This is a genomic window from Paraglaciecola marina (genome assembly GCF_004360155.1).
Taxonomy (GTDB): domain Bacteria; phylum Pseudomonadota; class Gammaproteobacteria; order Enterobacterales; family Alteromonadaceae; genus Paraglaciecola; species Paraglaciecola marina.
In genome coordinates this window covers 209,097-230,362 of record NZ_ML178720.1, presented here as the reverse complement: position 1 = coordinate 230,362, position 21,266 = coordinate 209,097, and the positions used below count along the sequence as shown (strand labels likewise).

The 21,266-nt window shown below is 40.4% G+C and carries 24 protein-coding genes; 19 read left to right on the top strand and 5 right to left on the bottom strand.

Going from position 1 to position 21,266, the window contains the following annotated elements; genetic code table 11:
- The first annotated feature begins 21 nt into the window (after positions 1–21).
- Positions 22–408, top strand: a complete 387-nt coding sequence (locus EOK74_RS01040) for a RidA family protein (RefSeq protein WP_133468045.1) — start codon at positions 22–24, stop codon at positions 406–408.
- Between the two features lie 118 nt (positions 409–526).
- Positions 527–1,243, top strand: a complete 717-nt coding sequence (gene trmH, locus EOK74_RS01035; RefSeq protein WP_133468233.1) for a tRNA (guanosine(18)-2'-O)-methyltransferase TrmH — start codon at positions 527–529, stop codon at positions 1,241–1,243.
- On the opposite strand, the gene EOK74_RS01030 is transcribed toward trmH, so the two are convergent.
- Positions 1,240–2,262 carry a GGDEF domain-containing protein gene (locus tag EOK74_RS01030; RefSeq protein ID WP_133468044.1) on the bottom strand — a complete coding sequence of 341 codons (1,023 nt, stop codon included), beginning with the start codon at positions 2,260–2,262 and terminating at the stop codon, positions 1,240–1,242. The genes trmH and EOK74_RS01030 overlap by 4 nt on opposite strands.
- A 269-nt stretch (positions 2,263–2,531) precedes the next feature.
- Here EOK74_RS01030 and recG point away from each other — a divergent pair, with 269 nt between their 5' ends.
- From recG to EOK74_RS01015, 4 genes are all read left to right on the top strand, one after another.
- A complete protein-coding gene (gene recG, locus EOK74_RS01025) occupies positions 2,532–4,607 on the top strand; it encodes an ATP-dependent DNA helicase RecG (protein WP_133468043.1) in 2,076 nt (691 codons plus the stop codon).
- On the top strand, positions 4,600–5,397 hold the full coding sequence (locus tag EOK74_RS01020) for a class I SAM-dependent methyltransferase (RefSeq protein ID WP_133468042.1): 798 nt from the start codon (positions 4,600–4,602) through the stop codon (positions 5,395–5,397). Before recG ends, EOK74_RS01020 begins: the two co-directional genes overlap by 8 nt.
- A gap of 171 nt (positions 5,398–5,568) precedes the next feature.
- Positions 5,569–5,742 (top strand): hypothetical protein, encoded by a 174-nt coding sequence (locus EOK74_RS20785; protein ID WP_166638691.1) that lies wholly within the window; start codon positions 5,569–5,571, stop codon positions 5,740–5,742.
- 19 nt (positions 5,743–5,761) lie between these two features.
- Entirely contained in the window at positions 5,762–5,986 is a 225-nt protein-coding gene (locus EOK74_RS01015; RefSeq protein WP_133468041.1) for a hypothetical protein, read from the top strand.
- Positions 5,987–6,065: 79 nt separating this feature from the next.
- Here EOK74_RS01015 and EOK74_RS01010 read toward each other — a convergent pair whose 3' ends face one another.
- Entirely contained in the window at positions 6,066–6,887 is an 822-nt protein-coding gene (locus EOK74_RS01010; RefSeq protein WP_133468040.1) for a LysR family transcriptional regulator, read from the bottom strand.
- Positions 6,888–7,237: 350 nt separating this feature from the next.
- Here EOK74_RS01010 and EOK74_RS01000 point away from each other — a divergent pair, with 350 nt between their 5' ends.
- The 4 genes from EOK74_RS01000 to EOK74_RS00985 all read left to right on the top strand — a co-directional run bounded on the left by EOK74_RS01000 (position 7,238) and on the right by EOK74_RS00985 (position 10,371).
- A complete protein-coding gene (locus EOK74_RS01000) occupies positions 7,238–8,026 on the top strand; it encodes an RMD1 family protein (RefSeq protein ID WP_133468039.1) in 789 nt (262 codons plus the stop codon).
- A 234-nt stretch (positions 8,027–8,260) separates the two neighbouring features.
- Complete coding sequence (locus EOK74_RS00995) at positions 8,261–9,109, top strand: YHYH protein (protein ID WP_133468038.1); 849 nt, start codon at positions 8,261–8,263, stop codon at positions 9,107–9,109.
- Positions 9,096–9,764, top strand: coding sequence for a toxin-antitoxin system YwqK family antitoxin (locus EOK74_RS00990; RefSeq protein WP_239023955.1), 669 nt, complete (start codon positions 9,096–9,098; stop codon positions 9,762–9,764). Before EOK74_RS00995 ends, EOK74_RS00990 begins: the two co-directional genes overlap by 14 nt.
- Complete coding sequence (locus tag EOK74_RS00985; RefSeq protein WP_239023954.1) at positions 9,673–10,371, top strand: SCO family protein; 699 nt, start codon at positions 9,673–9,675, stop codon at positions 10,369–10,371. The genes EOK74_RS00990 and EOK74_RS00985 overlap by 92 nt, the downstream gene beginning before the upstream one ends.
- 16 nt (positions 10,372–10,387) lie before the next feature.
- Here the strand turns inward: EOK74_RS00985 and EOK74_RS00980 are convergent, their stop codons facing one another.
- The 3 genes from EOK74_RS00980 to EOK74_RS00970 form a co-directional block, all read right to left on the bottom strand.
- Entirely contained in the window at positions 10,388–11,002 is a 615-nt protein-coding gene (locus EOK74_RS00980; protein WP_133468036.1) for a DNA-3-methyladenine glycosylase I, read from the bottom strand.
- A 65-nt stretch (positions 11,003–11,067) separates the two neighbouring features.
- A complete protein-coding gene (locus EOK74_RS00975) occupies positions 11,068–12,225 on the bottom strand; it encodes an RNA polymerase sigma factor (RefSeq protein ID WP_133468035.1) in 1,158 nt (385 codons plus the stop codon).
- Positions 12,222–13,154, bottom strand: a complete 933-nt coding sequence (locus tag EOK74_RS00970) for an alpha/beta fold hydrolase (protein ID WP_133468034.1) — start codon at positions 13,152–13,154, stop codon at positions 12,222–12,224. The genes EOK74_RS00975 and EOK74_RS00970 overlap by 4 nt, the downstream gene beginning before the upstream one ends.
- A gap of 202 nt (positions 13,155–13,356) precedes the next feature.
- Here EOK74_RS00970 and EOK74_RS00965 point away from each other — a divergent pair, with 202 nt between their 5' ends.
- The 9 genes from EOK74_RS00965 to EOK74_RS00925 all read left to right on the top strand — a co-directional run bounded on the left by EOK74_RS00965 (position 13,357) and on the right by EOK74_RS00925 (position 21,147).
- A complete protein-coding gene (locus EOK74_RS00965) occupies positions 13,357–14,241 on the top strand; it encodes an ABC transporter ATP-binding protein (protein ID WP_133468033.1) in 885 nt (294 codons plus the stop codon).
- Positions 14,242–14,263: 22 nt separating this feature from the next.
- A complete protein-coding gene (locus EOK74_RS00960) occupies positions 14,264–15,052 on the top strand; it encodes an ABC transporter permease (protein ID WP_133468032.1) in 789 nt (262 codons plus the stop codon).
- 58 nt (positions 15,053–15,110) lie between these two features.
- Entirely contained in the window at positions 15,111–16,250 is a 1,140-nt protein-coding gene (locus EOK74_RS00955; RefSeq protein WP_133468031.1) for a sensor histidine kinase, read from the top strand.
- Positions 16,247–16,864, top strand: coding sequence for a response regulator transcription factor (locus tag EOK74_RS00950; protein ID WP_133468030.1), 618 nt, complete (start codon positions 16,247–16,249; stop codon positions 16,862–16,864). The genes EOK74_RS00955 and EOK74_RS00950 overlap by 4 nt, the downstream gene beginning before the upstream one ends.
- An 86-nt stretch (positions 16,865–16,950) precedes the next feature.
- Positions 16,951–18,132 carry a BaiN/RdsA family NAD(P)/FAD-dependent oxidoreductase gene (locus EOK74_RS00945; protein ID WP_133468029.1) on the top strand — a complete coding sequence of 394 codons (1,182 nt, stop codon included), beginning with the start codon at positions 16,951–16,953 and terminating at the stop codon, positions 18,130–18,132.
- A 728-nt stretch (positions 18,133–18,860) separates the two neighbouring features.
- Positions 18,861–19,262: a hypothetical protein gene (locus tag EOK74_RS00940; protein ID WP_133468028.1), complete on the top strand. Its 402-nt coding sequence runs from the start codon at positions 18,861–18,863 to the stop codon at positions 19,260–19,262.
- 123 nt (positions 19,263–19,385) lie between these two features.
- A complete protein-coding gene (locus EOK74_RS00935; protein WP_133468027.1) occupies positions 19,386–19,802 on the top strand; it encodes a hypothetical protein in 417 nt (138 codons plus the stop codon).
- Between the two features lie 138 nt (positions 19,803–19,940).
- Positions 19,941–20,393, top strand: coding sequence for a hypothetical protein (locus tag EOK74_RS00930; protein ID WP_133468026.1), 453 nt, complete (start codon positions 19,941–19,943; stop codon positions 20,391–20,393).
- 313 nt (positions 20,394–20,706) lie between these two features.
- A complete protein-coding gene (locus tag EOK74_RS00925) occupies positions 20,707–21,147 on the top strand; it encodes a hypothetical protein (RefSeq protein WP_133468025.1) in 441 nt (146 codons plus the stop codon).
- The last annotated feature ends 119 nt before the right edge of the window (positions 21,148–21,266 follow it).

Below are 21,266 nucleotides of genomic sequence, written 5' to 3'. Positions count from 1 at the left end.
TCTTTAAAAAGGTAAATCATTATGTCTAAGTCAGTTATTCATACAGACAAGGCGCCGCAAGCGATCGGCACATATAGCCAGGCAGTAAAAAGCGGTACTACAGTATATTTATCAGGGCAAATTCCTCTAGTTCCTGAAACGATGGAAGTTATTTCTGAAGACTTCGAAGAGCAAGCCCATCAGGTATTTAAGAATATTCAAGCTGTTTGCCAAGCTGCGGGTGGCACGGTAAATGACCTAGCTAAAGTGAATATCTTTTTAATCGATCTTTCAAAATTTGCCATGGTTAACGAAATCATGAGTCAATATTTTGATCAACCATATCCTGCAAGAGCTGCTGTACAAATTAGTGCATTACCTAAAGCCGTACAAATAGAAATTGACGGCGTGATGGAATTACCTGAATAAACAACTTCAATGCCTGACAAGCAACGCCTATGAGTGAGCTTTTAATCTTACAGGTGTTGCTTTATATGACTTTTAAAATAGTAAAATGTAATCATCCCAAATGACTTCCCATTCTCGTATGTCCCCTGAGCGGTATGCTCGTATTAGGCAGCTTCTCGCTTTAAGGCAACCAAGCCTGACTGTATGTTTAGAACAACTCTATAAACCACATAATGCCTCAGCGATTGTGCGTAGTTGTGATGCAGTGGGTATACATAAAGTTCATGCTGTTTGTTCTCAAGATCCAGATAGTCCACAAAGTGCTTCAGGATTAAAAGAAAGCACTATGTTAAAAGCTACTGCTATGGGGAGTGAACATTGGGTAGAAACTCAAGTTCATCCAAGTATCGACAGCGCAGTGGATGTTTTAAAGCAGCAGAATATGCAAATCTTGGTGACTAACCTTAGTCCTGCTGCAGTAGATTTTCGGGAGATTGATTACACCAAGCCAACGGCTATACTTTTAGGTCAAGAAAAACTAGGTGTTAGTGCCCAAGCTAAGTCTCTGGCAGACAAAGAAGTTATTATTCCTATGGTGGGTATGGTGCAGTCGTTAAATGTATCTGTTGCCGCTGCATTAATCTTATATGAGGCTCAGCGCCAACGGCAGCTAGCAGGGATGTATAAGAAACCGTTACTGGATGAAGAAACCTGCCAACGTACCTTATTTGCTGGTGGCTTTCCAAACTTCAAAAAAATCTGTGACCGTAAGGGATTAGCTTACCCTTATATTAATACTGAGGGTGGCATAGAAGCAGATAAAACCTGGTGGCAACAATTACAACACTCTGATTAATCAAAAACGATACAGTTGCGGCCATTATGCTTGGCTTGATATAAACGTTCGTCGGCTTTTTTCAAAAGAGATTCTAAATTTTTTCCGTCTTTACCATAGGTGGCAAGGCCCGCACTTAAGGTGATGTTTATTGCAATATCTCCATTTAAGAAAGGTGACTGGGAGAGCATTTTCCTTATATTTTCTATATGTTGATTAGCTTGGTTTGGCTCGGTACTTGTCATAAATAATGCAAATTCTTCGCCGCCAAAGCGAGCTAAAAAATCACTTTCTCTTACATTTTTATTTAAAAAATTAGCTATGTAACATAATGCCTCATCACCTACATCATGACCGTATTGGTCATTGATGCTTTTAAAAAAATCAATGTCAATTAAGATAAGAGTGAAATCTATTTTATGCCGTTTAGCTAAAGAAGAAATGTGCTGAAAGCTAGTATCTAGCTTCATGCGATTAGGTAAGCCGGTGAGTTGATCAGTACCTGCCAACTCGATAAGACGATTTTCATTTTTGTCTCTATTTAGTTCATAAACGTGTGCAATGATCATTACTAGCAAAGCACTTAAGGTTATGTTTATTGAGATTGCTGCATTTAGTGAGAAGGGATTACTACTGTCTATAAATCTCAAATGGTACGCAATAATGCCTAAAAATATAAAGATTAATGACACCCAAAACCCTAATCTGCGACCTAATAATAGATAAGCCAAGAGCGGAATCGTTAACACCCATACAAATATTGCATCAGAAGTCGCGGGCAAAGATAGAGCAAACATCATCACTATGAAAAATGGGATTATGTACCATAAAATCCAACGGGATAAGTGTGGGGTTTTAGGAATGATGAACCATAAAAAAATAGAAAATAGGCTGTAGGCGAGTTCCAAAGCAGCTAAAAGATATAAGCCCCTAATGAAGTTGAGAGTACAAAATAGTAAGCCGCCCGTGAAGGTAAATAAGGCCAATGCACGCAGTATATCTCGTCGATATTTGGTGTTTTGTACTAAAGCGTTATTCATTCAATCCCTATTTGGTCGCTGTCTGTACATAAAATCGCTTACTCTCAATGGGCAAAGCAATTTTAGATTAGCAAGTATTTGTTAAAGAGTAATCTTTAATTTCTAGTTTTATTTGCTGTGATTTTAGTAAGGTCGCTAACTAGCGCGGGTATTACTTGCGAATTTGCGGCATTTCTTTGATGATTGACTGCTTAATTGATGAATGAGGTTTGTTGGTTGTTTTGTATTATTAGTATAATGACTTTTAATCAAAGGTTTATGGACAGGCAATGTTAGGGCTAGCGAAAAAGCCAATCACAGAGTTAAAAGGTGTGGGCAGCAAAGCGGCTGAAAAACTCACGAAACTGTCGATCGTTTCAGTTCAAGATTTACTTTTTCACTTGCCTCACAGGTACGAAGATCGCACCCGCATTTATCCCATTAGTGATTTACAACCTCATTTGCATACCAGTATTCAAGGTGAGGTGATGTCGTGCGATATTCAGTTTGGCCGCAAACGCATGCTGGTAGTACGAATCAGTGATGGTACAGGCACAGTTACCTTACGATTTTTTCATTTTTCAGCTGCACAAAAGAACAACCTGCAAATAGGCTCAACTATTCGCTGCTTTGGTGAAGTTAAAGCCGGTAAATTTGGCTTAGAAATAATGCACCCTGAATATAAGTCTATTGATCTAGATAAGCCAGACTCCATGCAAGAGTCACTGACTCCTGTATACCCAGCCACCGAAGGTATTAAGCAACTAACCTTGCGAAATTTGACTGAGCAAGCTTTAAAGCTATTGGATAAAGGTGGCTTAGCTGAGTTATTGCCTGAAGGTCTATATCAACAGCAAGTTAGCTTGACAGAAGCCTTGCACTTGGTGCACAGGCCTTCACCAGATGTCACCTTAAGCTTATTAGAAGAAGGCAAACACCCTGGGCAACAACGCTTGGTGGTTGAAGAGCTGCTTGCTCACCATTTGAGTGTATTAAAGGTGCGCCAGCAAAGTCGGCAACAAGCAAGCTATCCCATTCACCCTGCGGCAAATGTACTCAATCAATTTTTGAGTAACTTACCCTTTAAACCGACGAACGCACAATTAAAAGTTACCACAGACATACAAGACGACATGCAGCAAAATCAACCTATGATGCGCTTAGTGCAGGGTGATGTAGGCTCTGGTAAAACCTTAGTCGCAGCATTGGCGGCTTTATCTGCGATTGCTGCTGGATATCAAGTGGGGCTAATGGCACCCACCGAATTATTAGCCGAGCAACATGCCAGTAATTTTAAACAATGGTTTGAACCCCTAGGAATAGAAATAGGTTGGTTAGCCGGTAAGTTGAAAGGCAAAGCTAGAGAAAAAGTACTTTCGCAACTTGCCAACAACGAAATAAAAATGTTGGTGGGCACCCATGCTATTTTTCAAGATACCGTGCAGTTTGCGTCACTTGCTTTAGTGATTGTGGATGAGCAACATAGGTTTGGTGTAGGGCAGCGCTTAGCTCTGCGTAAAAAAGGAGAGTCTCAAGGTGCATTTCCCCATCAGTTGATTATGACGGCTACGCCTATTCCTAGAACATTAGCTATGACCGCCTATGCCGATTTAGATACCTCGATCATTGATGAGTTACCACCAGGGCGTACACCTGTGAAAACCGTGGTCTTGCCAGACTCTCGCCGTGATGAAGTGATTAATAGGGTGCGTGATGTCAGTGTTGAGCAAGGGCGACAAACCTACTGGGTATGTACCCTAATAGATGAGTCTGAATTCTTGCAAAGCCAAGCAGCTGAAGATACCGCTATTTTATTACGAACTGCGTTACCTGAGCTCAAAGTAGGCTTAGTTCATGGGCGGTTAAAGTCTGATGAAAAACAAAAGATTATGGACGAATTCAAGGCAGGAGACTTAGACCTACTGGTGGCCACTACAGTAATCGAAGTGGGCGTAGATGTGCCCAATGCCAGCTTAATGATTATTGAAAACCCAGAACGTTTGGGCCTTGCACAATTGCACCAATTGCGTGGCAGGGTAGGACGGGGGTCCGTTGAAAGTCACTGCGTACTGATGTACCAGAGCCCTTTGTCAAAAACTGCTAATAAACGTTTGGCTGTGTTAAGAGAGTCTAACGACGGTTTTTATATCGCGCAGCAAGATTTAGAAATACGTGGCCCCGGGGAGTTATTAGGGACTAAACAAACAGGTCTGGCTGATTTGAAAATTGCAGACTTAATTCGAGACGCTGAGCTTATTCCACAGGTCCAAAATATTGCGGATCACTTGTGGCAACAATACCCCTCTAACGCCCAAGCTATTATTAACCGCTGGTTAGGCAACAAAGAGCATTTCGGTCATGCTTAGTCAAATCGCAGAACATACTATTCCTATTACCGTGCCTAAAGATGCCAACCAAGAGTTGGTGTCACAAGCAAAAGAAACCGCTACATTTTGGGGAGTAGATTTTAAGTTAACTGCAAAGCAAGGTTTAGCACTTTTTCAGCAGTCCACTCATCTAGAATTAAGGCAACTTGACGAACCCAAAGTTGGGGCCGTGATTGTAGACTTTGCTTCTAATACTGCCACCCATAGACGCAAACATGGTGGCGGTAAAGGAGAAGCTGTGGCTAAAGCTGTAGGGTTAAAAGGACAAAAAACTTGGTGTGTACTAGATGCTACCGCGGGTCTTGGACGCGATGCCTTTGTGCTCGCTAGTCTAGGATGTAGGGTAGATATGATTGAACGCTCGCCAATAGTCGCGGCACTGTTGCAAGACGGCCTAAATCGAGCGGCTACTGACTCAGAATTGAGTACTTGGCTACCTGAAAAAATGCAATTACACCATGGGGTTGCCACAGAGTTATTAGCTAATTGGCAAGGCATTCATCCAGATGTAGTGTATTTAGACCCTATGTTCCCACATCGCAAAAAAAGCGCGGCAGTTAAAAAGGAAATGCGCCTATTTCAGCAATTATTAGGGCCAGATGAAGATGCCGATTTGTTATTAGCTCCAGCATTGGCGCTCGCTAAAAAAAGAGTGGTAGTAAAACGGCCAGCTGGTGCACCCTATTTAGCAGATAAAAAGCCAGACATAGAAATGGCCGGTAAAGCCAACCGGTTTGATATTTACCTAATTCACATCACCTCAGAATAGTCTTATATACCTGCTTGTTAGTAATTTTATTGCAGTGTTGGCCCACCTAGTTCAATCAATATTTTTGCTTCTCAAGAGTAATTTATTTCATTTTTCATTTCTAAAAATTCTGCCAATAATGCGATTGCATCCCATGTGATGCTTAGATAACCACTATTTTTGGACTGGATTATGAACAAACATTTTCAATTTAAAAAACAAGACGAGCAATCAACTAAGGGCGCTGCAAAGCATCGTTTTAATGCTGAATATAGCGATGAGTATGACTTTTCAACTAAAAAAAGTAAGAAAGCATCACAGCGCAGGGCAAGCCAAAGGCGACGACAATTCTCTGAGTTACACTAACCTTATTAGCAGGTATACGATGAAAAAAACATTATTAGTATTAAGCTTGTTGTTAACCACTACAGTATTAGCTGATGAGCTTCCCAAGCCTGACCTTGAACTGATTGCAGAGCTTAAAGAGTTTTGTACTGAGCTAGCAGAAGACAATGGTATAGCACAGAGCGAGTTGAAAGCTTATATTTTAGAATGTGTTAACGAAGAACTAGAGTCAGAAGATTATCAATTACTCACAGAATTAAATTGATGTGAGCCAAGTTTACATTCCCCCTTCAAGTTGTAATTGAAATAGGAGCTAGCCATAGCTCCTATTTTTTAACTGAGTTTTACTTAAAGGTGCTCACAAACTCACTTAACCAAGCATTTTTAGTTTCTCTTAAATAAACCAGATAACACTTCACTGACGCCCCTTGTAATGGGGCGAATTTGGTTAACTGCTTGTTTTGAAGCAAAGGCTCAGCGATATCATTAGGTAATACTATTTTGCATTCATTGTCTGACAGGTACTGTAATGCAACCTGAAGTGAGCCTGTTCTAAGCCCTGCTTTTCTAAATTCAGGATGGGCTTTATCAATAATATCATTGGCTTTTCTACCCCAATCAAATGCGATAGTGCTGATGTTGGCATCTAACGTAACGCCTTTTTTTGATGTATATACAGATAGCATGGACTCAGATAATTCTATTGTTTCTACATCGTCAGATTTAAAAGGCAAAGTGGTTAAGGCGAGATCCACACTATGTTCGTGAACCATACGACTGAGTTGCTCGTTGTTAAAAATTTCCGCTCGAATTGAAACGTTTTGATGCTCAGCGTTAAATTGTTCTAGACGGTTTTTTAAGTACAGCTCCCAAGCGTTAGAAGTGCTGGCAATACTTAAGTATTGAACACTCTCTTCGTTCATAGCTTGTCGTGTTTGTTTTAGGGTTTCGGCTAACTCACGAGCAAAAGGTAATAACTTTTCACCGGCTGAGGTTAGCTGCAAGCTATTTCGATTCCGTACAAACAGCGCAGAATTAAAATATTCTTCGAGCTGTTTAATACGAGCACTCACGGCTGACTGAGTTAAATATAAGTTTTCTGCAGCTTTACCAAAGTGCCGAGTTTCAGACACTTCTAAGAAGGTTTCTAAAAATCGAATGTCCATAATTACTACGATTTAATATAGGTATGGTTTGATACCTTGAAAGGCCCAAGGATACAAGTGAAAAAGTTTATATTGGTTTTTTAAGGTCATTAATAACCCATTCATTTAAACGCAATTTATTTTCTCGAAACGATAAAAAAAATTAGACAGCCAAAGTATTCACAAATCCATTAAAAAACGTAGGATGCGCAAAATTTCAACGTGTTATTAGGTTTTTGTAACAGGAAGCGGGCTTTTATTACCAATATATCCCCGTAGCCCTCGACGATTTTATTAAGCCTTCGAGCTACCGGAAAATCAAATTATGTACAGCTTTAGTGAAATCTACAGCTGGTTTTAAGGAGCAGTAAATGATGATTAATTTTGCCACTGACATGGTTGAAGTTTCTTTATTGGGCAACAACATTCGTCTTGATTCACTTATCAAAAAGATAGGTAAAACTTATTTTGTAAAACGTTACAGAGATGCCTTGAGCGTTAGCACCCCAAAAGGACAGATCTTTGTGTTTGACTACGGCGTGACTCTGTTTTGGGGCGTGAGCGATAGTAAAATAGTGCAGTTAACTGAGTTAATTAAAGAGCATGTAGTTGAAGCTAGCCCACAAAAAGATAGCGACAACTTTCATTTTAAATTATCAGAGCAAGCGAATTTATCCATAGTTGATGATTGTATTAACTTGCCTGATCATAAAACTATGACTCTTTTAGCTGTGAGCCACGGTGTCGCACAATCAGCTAAATTACGCAGGTTTGAAGCATTGGCTGAGCGCACAATTAAAGATAATGCGTATTTATCCACTACTTTAGCCAATACCGGGAAAATCCCCTTAAGCCGAAATAAGTTGTCTATGTTACGTGGCGCTTTATTTAGTACGAAAAGTGACATATTGCTACATTTCAACTTACTTGATACGCCGGAATTTTTTTGGGAGTACCCAGAAGAAGAGCAAAAATATCTTAATGTGAGTAAGTACTTAGATATCACGCCCAGAGTAGAGTTACTCACTATGAAGTTATCGACCATTAACGAATTACACGAAATGTTAGCGGCTGAACAAAACCATAAACACTCTTCGTTTTTAGAGTGGATTATTATTATTTTAATTGCGGTAGAAATCGTGTTGTTTTTTGTTCATTAAAAAACAGAAATCACTATCAACCTACAGCCAGCTCTTAGCGCTATATCGCAGAGTTGGTTGTTTTTTCGTTTGGGCTAATATTTTCTGATAGCTAATTAGTTTAAATCCCCTTTTATGTTACTAGATGCATTCAAAAATTTAATTCCTCAGTATTTGCACAATGTACTCCCTCATTTACCGATATATTGGCTGACTAATAGTGGCAATAAAGCATTCTCAAAACGGGGAAGATTAATGGCAAATTCTAAACATTATTTATTTTTAATCAGTAACATTTTTTTATTACTGATAATGGTCGGCTGCGGAGGAAGTTCAGCAGACAACCAAGAAGTAGACCTTGTATTTAACGATGATGACGGCACCGGAACCGCCACAACAGAATGTGACTCTCCTGTAACTGAGCTTTCAAGTGCGTTTCTTGAATTTGTTGCCGCCCCAAATGTCACTGTTATTTTGTCTGAAGATGGTTGCACGGTTTCTTTAGAATCTGCGGGTAAACCTGACCATACTTCTTCATATTGGGACGCTGGCAATGCCAGTGGTTTGTACGTTGAAGCTGAAGACCCGGAATTGTTTGACCAACAAAGATCCCCTGGAGATATCGAAGATTATATAAATGATTTTGACTTAACTGTATCAGTGGCCCCTGAATTAGCAGCCACCTCTTCGGCTACACCATTGGGTGCTATTGGTATCGCCATAAGCGGCGCTCCCATCTTTAATGATTCAGAAGGTAATGGCGACGTATCACTTGGCGTTATTCAAGGGTTTGACCGCAATGGTGCTCACACTGGACCACAGACTTACCATTATCATTTAGAGCCACAAGCGATTTCTTATGATGATGATTCTCTAGTGGGCATAATGGCAGATGGGTTCTTTATTTATGGACGCAGAAGTTACGAAACAGGTGAATACCCAACTGATCTAGATGAGTCAAATGGCCATGTGGGGCTAACGCTACATTCTGAGACTACAGAAGGCGAATATCACTATCATATTTCTAATGAGCAATATTTAAATGGCGATTACTATTTGATTTTTCCAGGTAATTTCCAGGGCACACCGAGTGACATTAACTAGAACGTCAAACTCTATTGGCGGTGTTTTATTTAACATTCGGGTTCATAAACGCCATGGGGTAACTGCAGTATTCTTGTTGTTGGTTGCTTTAGTTTTAATACTAACGGGTCCTGAGGGCTCGTTTAATAGAGCTTTAATTGTAGACAAATCAGAGGTTAGTCTAAACAAACAAGGCCTGAGGATGTACTTAAAGCGTCCTTTTACGGGGGAGATGGTCAGTTACTATCAAAACCGCAAAATAGCCAGTTCTGACCAGTTTATAAAAGGTCGCCGAGAGGGGCACGCTAAAAAATGGTTTGATAATGGTGTATTGGGTTACGAGTCATTCTATAAAGCTGGAAAGCGAGATGGCCTAACTCGCAGCTGGTGGGTTAATGGTAAGCCACGTTCAGAGTTTTTTTATATTTCAGGCAAGCCAGAAGGTGAGGCTTGGCGCTGGTATAAAAGTGGCGCAAAGTTCAAACGATTTAATTACAAAAAAGGTAAACCTGTTGGTTTGCAGCAAGCTTGGCGAGAAAACGGCAAGCTGTCTTCTAATTTTGAATATAGAAATGGGCGTACATATGGACTTAAAAAAGCGAATAGCTGTGTTGGGTTGGAAAATGAAGTTATCACACCTAGTTACTATCAATCTCAAGCAAATAATAATTTTTAGCGGTTTGGTGTTAGGCGCTGTAAATTTGCATGCCGCAGAGTCACTGCCTTACTATGATAGCCAAGAGTTCTCGCCACGCTGGTTAGAAGCTGATAGCCCAGAACTTGAAAACTTTCATCGTATCCCGGCGTTTAGCTTTACCGATCAAGATGGAAATACAGTTACTGAACAAACCTTTAAAAACAAAGTGTATGTAGCGGGATTTTTCTTTAGTACTTGCCCGGGTATTTGCCCTAAAATTCGCTCTAAGCTAGCTAAAGTGCAAGAAACTTATCTAGATACGAGCAATGTAAAAATATTGCAGCACTCTATTCGCCCCAGCTCCGACACCATTGACTTACTAAAAGATTATGCCGATGAGCATGATATAAAAAGTGGCCATTGGTATTTAGTGACGGGTGAGAAAGAGAGCATTTATTCTTTGGCTAAAAGTGCCTATTTTGCCAGTGAAGATTTAGGAAATATTCAAAATACTAACGACTTTTTACATACCGAAAGTATTTTATTGATTGATAAAAATCGTCATATTCGCGGCATTTATAATGGCTTGAATAGTGCGTCGATGAATTACCTAATTTCGGATATAAACACTCTGTTATCTCAGTAAGATTATATTGTTACTACTATTGGGCTATAGGCCTTATAAATTCTTCACGAAGTTTTTTCGATTTAGCATGACTTATACAATTCAGGGCGTGGTCATTCACCATGCCCATTGCCTGCATTAAGGCGTACATAGTGGTGGGGCCAACAAACTTCCAGCCACGCTTTTTAAGATCCTTTGATAAAGCAATGGACTCGTCGCAGGTCGCTAATACCTCTGGCTCTATTGATTCATCACGCTTAGGTTCATATTGCCAAAAATAGGCGGCTAAAGAGCCAAATTCTTTTATCATCTGTTGGGCTATTTTAGCATTATTGATAGTGGCGTTTATTTTACCTCGGTGGCGAATAATGCCTGCATCTAATACTAATCGCTCTGCATCTTGCTCGGTGAACTGAGCTACTTGGTTAAAGTCAAAATTAGCGAATGCGGCCCTGAAGTTTTCTCGCTTGTTTAAAATCGTTAACCAGCTAAGTCCAGACTGAAAACCCTCTAAGCAAACTTTTTCAAATAGGCGTTGATCATCAACAACCGGGTAACCCCATTCATTGTCGTGGTAATCCATGTATTGCTGAGTTGCTGCGCACCATTTGCAGCGCGCCTTGTTATCTGCAGCGGTGAAAGTTTCAATCATATTTGTCTCGTTTATTTTTTTGTGACTAGACTACAGTGGCGGTTAGCATATGCAAACACTCTTATTTAAAAGGATAATCTGCCACTAGATACCAAGCCATACATTAACCCAGAGAAACCTAGTAATAACCCCAAATACTTACCCCAAAAACCACATAAGGCTTGAAACTTTTGATGGGATATTTCCTTGGTATCGATACTAGGATCCGCTAGCGTTTGTTGTGCTATTAGTGTCTGCATTTTGTTTGTGTGAAATAAGATACCCACTGCAAAAATACAATATGCCGAGACAGGTCCCCACCAACCAGTTGTCAATTCATAGCCTAAGGTAAGTAAAATAGCGCTAAAGATAATCCAAATGGTTATGCTGCGTCTGTAGCTTAAAATTTGCTGTTTAGCCGCATCACTTGTGGCTTTTTTTAATAGCGGCTTAGTACTCAAACGAATCGCAATAATAGCAAAAAAAGCGCCAATAAAGGAGCCGCCCATAAGTAACCCAATTTTTTGTACAACACTTGTTTTAGAACTAGCACTTACCGAGCTAATGGTAGCTGCTGCCACTGGGCTACTGGTTGTAATGGCTCCTAAAATTAAGCCACTTAACCCAGCAGTAGGAGCAGTACTCAATAATAAGCGCCCATACTTGCCCATTATTTGCTTTTGAAGTAACTGCCTGACACGAGACAATTTTTTACGAACATTGGCTTCACTCAGCTCTAAAAGTTTAGCCACTTGCAGGCTAGATTGTTCTTCGCGGTAGTAAAGTAAGACTATCTCACGACTTTCGTCGGGTAATTGTTCAATAAAACTTTGTAAAATTAGGTTAGATTGTTGGCGCTGCATACTCTCATCTATGGCTAGCTTAGGATCACAAAACTGAGCCAGAATCTGGTCGGCTTCATCGCCTTCAATTTTTTGACGTACCTTATTATCACGAAGAAAATTAAGAGCTTTGTAGCGGGTCATTTGCCTTAACCAGGGCAAAAAACTGTGACCATTTTTTAGTTCTGAAATGTTTTGCCAAGCACCAATAAACACTTGTTGGGTAACGTCTTCGCTACTGTCTAAATCTTTCACTATAGATAACGCGATGCTAGACACTAGGTTTTGAGTTTGCTTAATTAAACGGGCAAATGCTTGTTGATCGCCCTCTTGGGCAAGGCTTACATCATTAAATAATTGGGCTTGCTCGTTATCTACGCTTGGGGCAGTGGAGGTATTCATAGCTGCGCCTCCAAAAAGTTAAGCACTTGGTGTTCAAACCATGATGGGTCATCAAACATAATAAAGTGCCGAGCCTTAGTATTCATTACTAATTTAGCGTGGGGCAAGCTACTTAATTGTTGTTTGTACAAGGCATCTACCATGGTTTGTTGTGAGTCAGAGTCAAACCCTCCTGATGCGCCTAACAATAAAACAGGTGAGCTTATCTTGGCAATATCTTGGCGTAAGTCATGACTCATTAAACTGTGAATCGCATGGCCTGCGGTAGTGGGGTCAGAGGTTTCTATCATAGCCATTACCTTAGCTTTTGCTGCATCTGTGCTGGCTTGTACTGGCAGGCTATAACGAGACTGTTCGATAAGCTGTTGCTGCGACATATTCGAGTACATTTGTTTAATTTGCTTGGCTTGTGCCGCTAGGCTTTGCACTGTGGTGTCGTTGCTGCGGGTAAATATTGGGCCAATAAAAGGTAGGCCGTCTACCGAAATCACCGGGCCTATTTCTTTAGGAGCACTTGATGCTAACCATAAGGCCATAAACCCACCTAAGCTGTGACCAATGATGATGGGTTTATGGAGTTTACGCTGGTGGATATAAGCTAAAAGTTGGGCTTTAAGCTCTGTAATAGAGGGTTCAGTAACCGCTGGGGTGGCGGCAAAACCCGCCACATTAATCATATGTAACTCATAACTGGCAGAGAGCGTACCTGCTAATTGTTCCCACACGCGGCTGTCTGACATTAAGCCTGGAATTAAAATAATGGGTCGCCCAGCGCCTGAAACTTCAACTCTAAATTGATTATGAGGCGCTGCTTGCTTGGTAGCAAAAGCTTTATAGTTTACCGCTATTTGAAAGACAACAGTGGCAATAAACACTGTCACAAACCGTGTTAAGAATCGCGTTTTCTTTGAATGGGTAAATGTAAACATTGGGTGTTCCTTTAAGAATGAATGTAATCAACATCTCTAAGGCACGACAAGTCGAAATAGTGTGACAAGTTTTTGAGGTATGACAACTTATGACATTTGTCATATTAAATTGATGACACTTGCCTCTGATTGTCTGAGCAGAAGTGATTCATAGTGTCCCCATGATTTACAACGTCTTAATTACAGTAATCGGAGTGCACACATGTCTCAACAAAATATGATTGCCTTTGCTAAAGGGTTAAACAAATCTTTTTCAGGGAAACCTGCAGTGGTGGATTTGGATCTTGAAATACATGCAGGTCAAGTACTCGCAATTTTAGGGGCAAACGGAGCGGGTAAAACAACCTTAATCAATATTCTATTGGGGCGTCTTAGTCATGATTCGGGTGATGTGAATCTGTTCAATGCTAAGGCTGGCTCACTTGAGGCTAAGCGCTTAATTGGCGCTATGTTGCAAGTGGCTAACTTACCTGAAACTTTAAAAATTAAAGAGCATATTCGTCTTTTTCAAAGTTATTACCCTAACCCCATGCCTTACGAAAAAGTACTTGCCTATGCAGGCTTAGAAAAGATGCAAAACAGATACTCTAAAAAGCTCTCGGGTGGTGAAAAGCAGCGTTTGTTATTTGCATTAAGTATTTGTGGTAACCCCAAATTACTGTTTTTAGATGAACCAAGTGTGGGTATGGATATGGAGTCTAGACAAAGTATGTGGCAGGCCATCCGCGACCTTAAACGTGCAGGTACATCTATTGTGCTCACCACCCACTATTTGCAAGAAGCCGACTCCTTGGCAGACGAAATTTTACTGTTAAAAGATGGCAAGGTCGTAAAAAGAGGCAGCAGCGAAGAAATAAAAGCCAGTGTTAATCATACCTCTATCCGTTTTTGTTCAGACTTAGACGCCGCCGTGTTTGAGGGTTTTGAAGGCGTAGTGAACTGTTCTAAAAGTGGTAAGTACATTGAAGTTCAAACCAGTAATACTAGCCAATGCCTGCAACAAATATTAGCTCAATACTCTGATTTAGAGGATGTCACGGTAGAGCGCGCCGGACTTGAAGAAGCCTTTAAACAACTTAGCCAATAAATCATATTTAAGGAGAAACCCAATGGACACTATTCAATCACATTCAGACAATAAGCAAACAATGACTTTCAGCAAAAACGTAAACGTATATTGGCAAGAAACTAAATTCGAATGGCTTAAGTCTATCCGTAACCCAGCTTTTGCTTTGCCAGCCATTACATTCCCCGGTTTGTTCTACGTGTTTTTTGGGGTTTTGATGAATGGTCATAACCCTCAAGCCGCTACGTATTTGCTATGTACCTATGGTGTATTTGGTGTAATGGGACCTGCTTTGTTTTCTTTTGGTGCGGGCTTAGCAATAGAAAGAGGACAAGGTTGGTTAGACATAAAATCGGCGTCACCTATGCCAGGTGGGGCACAAGTTATCAGTCGCCTTTTTGTATCTATGGGGTTTTCTGTATTGATCCTATTAAGTCTAGGTGGCATAGCAGCAAGCCTTACGGACATTAGTTTAACCCTGTCTCAAGTGAGTTTGTTGTCTGTAATTTTAGTGCTAGGCGGTTTACCATTTTGCTTGTTGGGCCTTACTTTAGGTTTATCCCTTAAAGCTGAAAGCGCACCTGTGGTGATTAATATGGTGTACTTACCTATGTCGTTTCTATCTGGCTTGTGGATACCTATTGCTATGCTGCCTTCGTTTTTACAGTCTTTTGCTGAGTTTTTACCGCCTTATCATTTATCGCAACTGGCTTTAAAAGTGGTGGGATTAGATGCGGGTGGTTCGGTTGCAGGGCATGTGCTTATTTTAGCACTCTTTAGTGGTATATTTTATGTGTTTGCTGTTTTGGCTTCTCGTAAAAAAGCGAATTAATTGAAGACCTTAGATAAGTGACGAAAACGGCAATTTTATAAATAGTAGAGTAAATGTGATGAAACAACTGCTGCAAAAAATAGATGCTAGGTTATTGCCTAAGGGATTAGACGAGCGATATGCACCTTATATATGGCTGGTTTACTTACCGCTATTTTTTATCCCTGTTGCAGTGTTGAATGAAAATAAAATGGATCTAGTGTGGATAATGGCCGCCACAGTAGCGTTTTTAGGTCTTTATTTTCATGCGTTTTGGGTCAAAGGGCAAAGCGTTATTTATCACATTGTGGCCATTATATTGATAGCGACGCTCTCGGCATTTATTTCAGCCAGTGCTACCAGTTTGTTTATTTACGGCTCAGCATTTTGTAGCCGGTTAAAGCCATTAAAATATGCACTTAGTGTACTGGTTGCCATCTTAGTGTGGATTGTGTTGATAAGCTGGATTTTTAAGTTTCAGTTTTACTTTTATGTGCCAGCTTTGGTGTTTTCCTTAATTGTTGGCCTAGTTAATATTTATCAATATGCCTTACACGAAAACAAACAAGCGCTGATTTTATCCCGTAAAGAAACCCAGCGTTTAGCCCAAGTTGCCGAGCGTGAGCGCATTGCCCGCGACCTACATGATTTAATTGGCCATACGTTTTCAGTGATAACCCTAAAAGCCGATTTGGCAGGGCGGTTGTTAGATAAAGACATTGAAAAAGCCCGCGGTGAAATAAAGCAACTTGAAGATATCTCTCGCAATGCATTAAGCCAAGTACGTGAAGTGGTATCGGGTTATCGCACCAGTGATTTACTCAGTGAGCTTGCTAATGCTAAAAATGTGTTTGCCAGTTTAAATATTAATTTTGACTATGAATTTGAAAATATAGACGAACAACAAATTGAGTTAGAGGTAGCGGCAAACAAAGAGCTGGCAATTGTACTGCGAGAACTCGTCACCAATATTATTAAACACGCTAAGGCCGACTCTGTAACGGCCAAACTTCGCAAGCAAGGCGGTAAAATAATACTGAGTATGCAAGATAATGGTGTGGGTATCGACAGTACTCAAATCCATGGCAATGGCCTAAAAGGCATTGCCGAACGCATTCAACATTTAAATGGCTCTGTCACTATTCAAAGTGGGGCCGGGGTAGCGGGCACACTAACCCTGGTTAGTTTACCTGTGGTAGATAAGGATGAATTAAGATGAAAACCATTAATATTTTATTGGCTGAAGACCAAACCATGCTGCTTAATGCGCTAGCCACTATTTTAGACTTAGAAGACAACCTGCATGTGGTACAAAGCTGTGCTAACGGTAAGCAAGCCTTTGATTATGTGCAAGCGCCAGAGTCTGAAAAGGTAGATATTGTGCTCACCGATATCGAAATGCCCGATATGACAGGCTTAGAATTAGCTCAACAACTCCACGATACTCAAGCAGATTGTAAAACCATTATTCTTACTACCTTTGCCAGAAGTGGGTACTTACGTCGTGCAATGGATGCAGGGGTAAAAGGGTATCTGTTAAAAGACTCACCCTCTCAAGATTTAATCGACGCTATTCAAAAAGTGCATCAAGGAGGCACGGCTATTGCGCCAGAATTAATGGTTGAATCTTGGATGGAAAAAGACCCCTTATCAGACAAAGAACGCCACGCACTGCGTTTGGCAAAAGACGGACTCAGTACCGAAAAGATTGCCGAAAAACTATTTTTATCTACAGGTACAGTGCGTAATTACTTGTCATCGGCATCTAGTAAATTAAATGCTAAAAACCGCGTTGAAGCTGCCAGAATTGCCCATCAAAATGGCTGGCTGTAAGGCTAGACTAATTTAACTACCTGCAACCCTGATAGATACTTTATAATCTGCGCCGATCCTCATGGCTTTCATAAGTAGACAAAAATTTGAAGAACGTAGATGTAATCGTAATAGGGGCCGGGGCGGCTGGATTGTTTTGTGCCATCGAGGCCGCTAAACGTGGGCGCAATGTCACTGTGCTTGACCATGCCAAACGTCTAGGTGGCAAAATACTTATGTCCGGTGGCGGCCGCTGTAACTTCACTAACATGTACGCCAGCCATGAAAACTTTTTATCTAACAACCCTCATTTTTGTAAATCAGCGTTAAGCCGTTATACCCAGTGGGATTTTATTGGGCTGGTTAGCGAGCATGGCATTGCCTATCACGAGAAAACCCTAGGGCAACTTTTTTGTGATGACAGCGCCAAAGACATCTTAAATATGCTGCTAGCCGAGTGCGAAAAAGCAGGGGTAACCATTACCAATCAATGCGAAATTCTAGCGGTTGAAAAATCCGATGTTGGGTTTGAGCTGAATACCGCCAAAGGGCAATTTCAAACAGAATCATTAGTGGTGGCCTCGGGCGGCTTGTCTATGCCCAAACTTGGCGCTAGCCCCTACGGTTACAAACTAGCAGAACAATTTGGTTTAAAGGTGTTACCTACACGGGCCGGCTTAGTGCCTTTTACCCTGCACGAACAAGACAAAAAAGTACTGGCCGAGCTAAGCGGTATTTCTTTAGACGCCAGTGCCAGTTGCAACAACACCGCATTTAACGAAAACATCCTGTTTACACACAGGGGCTTAAGTGGCCCAGCCGTACTGCAAATATCGTCGTTTTGGGAGCCAGGAGAAACTGTTGAATTTGATTTATTCCCCAATGGGGACTTATTGGCAGAACTACAAAAAGCCCAACAAAAGCAGCCTGATGTACAGCTAAGTACAGCCCTCTCTAGCCATTACCCTAAACGTTATGTACAAGCTGCATTGCCCTACCTAGGGGTTGAGAACAAGCCGCTAAAACAATACCAAGGTAAACAGCTAGAACAAGCAGCCCTTGCCTTTCACCAATGGCAACTTAAACCCAATGGCACCGAAGGCTACCGCACCGCAGAGGTGACCTTAGGCGGAGTAGACACAGACGAACTTTCTTCAAAAACCATGGAAGCCAAAAAAGTCAAAGGCCTATATTTTGTAGGCGAAGTTATGGACGTAACCGGTTGGCTAGGCGGGTTTAATTTTCAGTGGGCTTGGTCAAGTGGTTGGGTGGCTGGGCAAGTAGTATGATGAGCTTCATCCTTGAGCCTATAACTGCCTTACTCTCACTTTTCGTCCAAATCACTTAGTAACATATAAGCTCAATGGGTCTCAAAGTTCGAAAGCGTTGTTATAGACTCAATGCTATTGCACATCACTTATCATGCTTAGGATCTGTAGCTCGTTTATCCGCTTAGAATATTGAGCATGCGCAAGGCGCACAAGGCATGGCTGCGCCACATTAGATTATTCACTTCGTTCACCGCAATCCATTGCGGGTTTCAAACCTCATCCCTGAGGCTCAACTTACTTTTTACCAACAGCCGTAAAAAGTAAGCAAAAAGGGCCGCGCTCCGGCCAAGTTCTAATACCTACGCGACTTGCCAAATAAAAGCCGCAACTCCGTTGTGGCAATGATTTGTTCCCGACAAGGCATTGCTTAAATGACATCCCTGTCATTTACCTTCTATTTGACTGCGTTGCTCGGTGAACTTGGAGTCGCGGGTAAATCAAAGGCAAGAAAGTTAACCTGTACAATATGTTAGAGGCTGTGGTAGAACTAGAGTATGTAGGAAGGTGGAAAGATTCCGTGTTTAAACATGGAATTTTTCCGGATATTAATATTGTTAGGCGAAGGAACGTATAGCTCTTCGATGATCAAATTCTTAAAAACCACTTATTTGATACTGTCTGGAATTTCATTCGTTCTTGTATTTGGAATCTTGGTCCTTTTTATTTTCTCTTATACGCCAATAGGGATGTCATATAGTCCTAATCCAGTATTTACACTCAACCACGGCAACATCACAACCGAACAAAACTTTGAGGTTATTTACAGCCAACAATCACCACCAGTTTTCAATGGAGATCATCTAGATTTTTACTGTATCCAACTGGAAAAGTTTGAGTTCCAATCACCAAAAGAAAATGAATGGATATTTGGTAAAGAAAGCAACCCTTTATTTAGCGAGGCCAGAAAGGAGATCTCGAGAATGGCTGACATTGCCAATTGCTTTGATGGGGAAACGAACGCAGAATCAGAAAACATTGCGTCAAAAATATGGTCAATCCATGCAGGGAGAAACCATTTAGAGGGCGCCGTTGTAATAATGTACCATAAACCAACTAATCGTTTGTTATACGTCAGTTTTCAGACTTAACAAACCGCTGTAGTCGGTCGCAAGCTCCCTGGGACAATAACACGTGGGCTCAGTCGCTTCGCTCCAAATTTTAGCCCACGTGTTATTGCCCCTAAGCGGGGTGTTAGGCAAGAGGAAAAATCATTGAGAGTCTCTATTTCAAAGAATCGTAGTTGCCTTGATAGTGGAGATAGATATTATGTTCTCAATCGTGATTACTTTAATGAGTATGTTGATAAAGAAGATTTTAATTGCCGAAAATCTTTAAGTATTGAGCAGGCGTACCATAAAAACTGGTTTGAGGTAGAGAATAAGTTTTTGCCTCCAATTTTATTTTTTTACAATGGTAAACTTCAGTTCATCAATGGACGCCATAGAACAGCCTTATTGTTTGAATTTCTGTCTGAGATTCCTGTGATTTTTCTTTCTCCTGATGCAAAGCTTCGGATTACAGATGATGAAGTTAGGTTTAATTTAGGGTTATTGAATAAAATAGCAAAACCAATGGAATCAGCTCAATGCTTTGAATTTCCTGATTTTGCTATTAAAGATCTAGGGTAAGCACTCCGAGTTCGGGGGGCCTAAAAAGAACTTTAAACGGAACAGAAACAGTTGGCTATGTTTCGCCTCGCTACACATTTTAGCAAACTAGTTTTTAGTCCCTTATTTAGGCGTTTTATGTATTAACCCAAAAGTCTGGTGAAAATTATTGAGATAGTCGAAATAGCAAAAATTGTTAGAAATGTCTTTTTAGATAATAGAGACGAATTGGATATCCCTCATTTTTTCAGCTTTCCAGAAAACTGCTGTGAAGGAGCTTCATTGTTTCTTGGCTACTATTTATTTTTGCGCTTCCCTGATAATAAATTTGAAATAATTCGTGGGCTCACTGAGTCAGCTTATGATCATGTTTACCATCTTTGGTTAGAAGTCGATGGTCATATTTTTGATCTAACTATCGACCAATTCCCAGAATATGAAAATCCTATATTTAATTCTCAACAACCTCATCCTATGAGTGATATATTTATCGAAGACAAAAGGTTAGCGTTGATCATTTACTTAGATTACTACTTCAATAAAGTGGTCGAAAGTGAAAGATTTACAAAGTCATTTTGTAGGTTCAGTGAGTTGGTGAAAATTAATACATAACAAGCTAAGTTACCGGGAGCTTTACTCGTTGAAAAACGCTTATAAAATTCCTTGCTAGGGTCGTTATAACTTCAAGGTAGTCTCATATATTATGGAAATGCTTCAAGGATGAGTAATCCAAGAAAGAAATATTCGGATGCGCAAAAACATTTTAACTCGACATCCATCTTAAGGTTCAATCTTTGATTTTAAAATGCGATTGCAGGGTTTTATGGAGACTAATTAACATGGGTGTTCACAAAGTAACATTACACATTAAGTTATGATTATCGTACAAAACATACAAACACATTGGACCAAAGCTTCAAGAGGGATGCCAAACTCAAAGCTAAGGAACTCTGTTCCAAGGGTGCTAGAGTTACCTCATATTGAAAATGATGCAGCTATCTTTGTTCATGAAGTCAAGGCAACCGAAGATAATGGTTTTAACCTTGAAAGTGAAACTTTGGTTATTCCAAATCAAAAGAAATACTGGTCGTTTGAGTTTACAGAGTCCGATAATAGGTTACATGTATTCTTTAGCTATAGTTACCACGAGCATGGTGCGCCAAATAGGGGAGGTTTTCGCCGTAATCTTATAAACCTATCTAAAGGTGAAACAGCTAGCTTTCATATAAATGGTCGTTTTACTTATCATAGTGGTCAGTGGTATCGGCAGTATTTTGTAAATATTGGGTACGGGGTTAGCGAAACTAAGGTTTTCCTGTCAAAGCCGTTTAATCGTCATGTTAATAAAATGGTCAATTTATTCTAAAAAAAGAATAAAAGGGGTCGTACTCCATTGCCACCTAATTTTTACCTTTCAAGCTTTTTACAACCTCACTTTTTATTATGCCCTTAGGTTAATTGTGCGCTAACTTTGTTTATTTTTTA

Bases quoted from the DNA above. Each gene is read 5' to 3' on its own strand.
- recG (WP_133468043.1), top strand. From the start codon at position 2,532: ATGTTAGGGCTAGCGAAAAAGCCAATCACAGAGTTAAAAGGTGTGGGC.
- EOK74_RS00975 (WP_133468035.1), bottom strand. From the start codon at position 12,225: ATGAATACCTCCACTGCCCCAAGCGTAGATAACGAGCAAGCCCAATTA.
- EOK74_RS01015 (WP_133468041.1), top strand. From the start codon at position 5,762: ATGAAAAAAACATTATTAGTATTAAGCTTGTTGTTAACCACTACAGTA.
- EOK74_RS01030 (WP_133468044.1), bottom strand. From the start codon at position 2,262: ATGAATAACGCTTTAGTACAAAACACCAAATATCGACGAGATATACTG.
- EOK74_RS00955 (WP_133468031.1), top strand. From the start codon at position 15,111: ATGAAACAACTGCTGCAAAAAATAGATGCTAGGTTATTGCCTAAGGGA.
- trmH (WP_133468233.1), top strand. From the start codon at position 527: ATGTCCCCTGAGCGGTATGCTCGTATTAGGCAGCTTCTCGCTTTAAGG.
- EOK74_RS00950 (WP_133468030.1), top strand. From the start codon at position 16,247: ATGAAAACCATTAATATTTTATTGGCTGAAGACCAAACCATGCTGCTT.
- EOK74_RS00995 (WP_133468038.1), top strand. From the start codon at position 8,261: ATGGCAAATTCTAAACATTATTTATTTTTAATCAGTAACATTTTTTTA.
- EOK74_RS20785 (WP_166638691.1), top strand. From the start codon at position 5,569: ATGAACAAACATTTTCAATTTAAAAAACAAGACGAGCAATCAACTAAG.
- EOK74_RS01000 (WP_133468039.1), top strand. From the start codon at position 7,238: ATGATGATTAATTTTGCCACTGACATGGTTGAAGTTTCTTTATTGGGC.
- EOK74_RS01020 (WP_133468042.1), top strand. From the start codon at position 4,600: ATGCTTAGTCAAATCGCAGAACATACTATTCCTATTACCGTGCCTAAA.
- EOK74_RS00925 (WP_133468025.1), top strand. From the start codon at position 20,707: ATGCCAAACTCAAAGCTAAGGAACTCTGTTCCAAGGGTGCTAGAGTTA.
- EOK74_RS01010 (WP_133468040.1), bottom strand. From the start codon at position 6,887: ATGGACATTCGATTTTTAGAAACCTTCTTAGAAGTGTCTGAAACTCGG.
- EOK74_RS00965 (WP_133468033.1), top strand. From the start codon at position 13,357: ATGTCTCAACAAAATATGATTGCCTTTGCTAAAGGGTTAAACAAATCT.
- EOK74_RS00970 (WP_133468034.1), bottom strand. From the start codon at position 13,154: ATGTTTACATTTACCCATTCAAAGAAAACGCGATTCTTAACACGGTTT.
- EOK74_RS01040 (WP_133468045.1), top strand. From the start codon at position 22: ATGTCTAAGTCAGTTATTCATACAGACAAGGCGCCGCAAGCGATCGGC.
- EOK74_RS00985 (WP_239023954.1), top strand. From the start codon at position 9,673: ATGGACTTAAAAAAGCGAATAGCTGTGTTGGGTTGGAAAATGAAGTTA.
- EOK74_RS00960 (WP_133468032.1), top strand. From the start codon at position 14,264: ATGGACACTATTCAATCACATTCAGACAATAAGCAAACAATGACTTTC.
- EOK74_RS00940 (WP_133468028.1), top strand. From the start codon at position 18,861: ATGTCATATAGTCCTAATCCAGTATTTACACTCAACCACGGCAACATC.
- EOK74_RS00980 (WP_133468036.1), bottom strand. From the start codon at position 11,002: ATGATTGAAACTTTCACCGCTGCAGATAACAAGGCGCGCTGCAAATGG.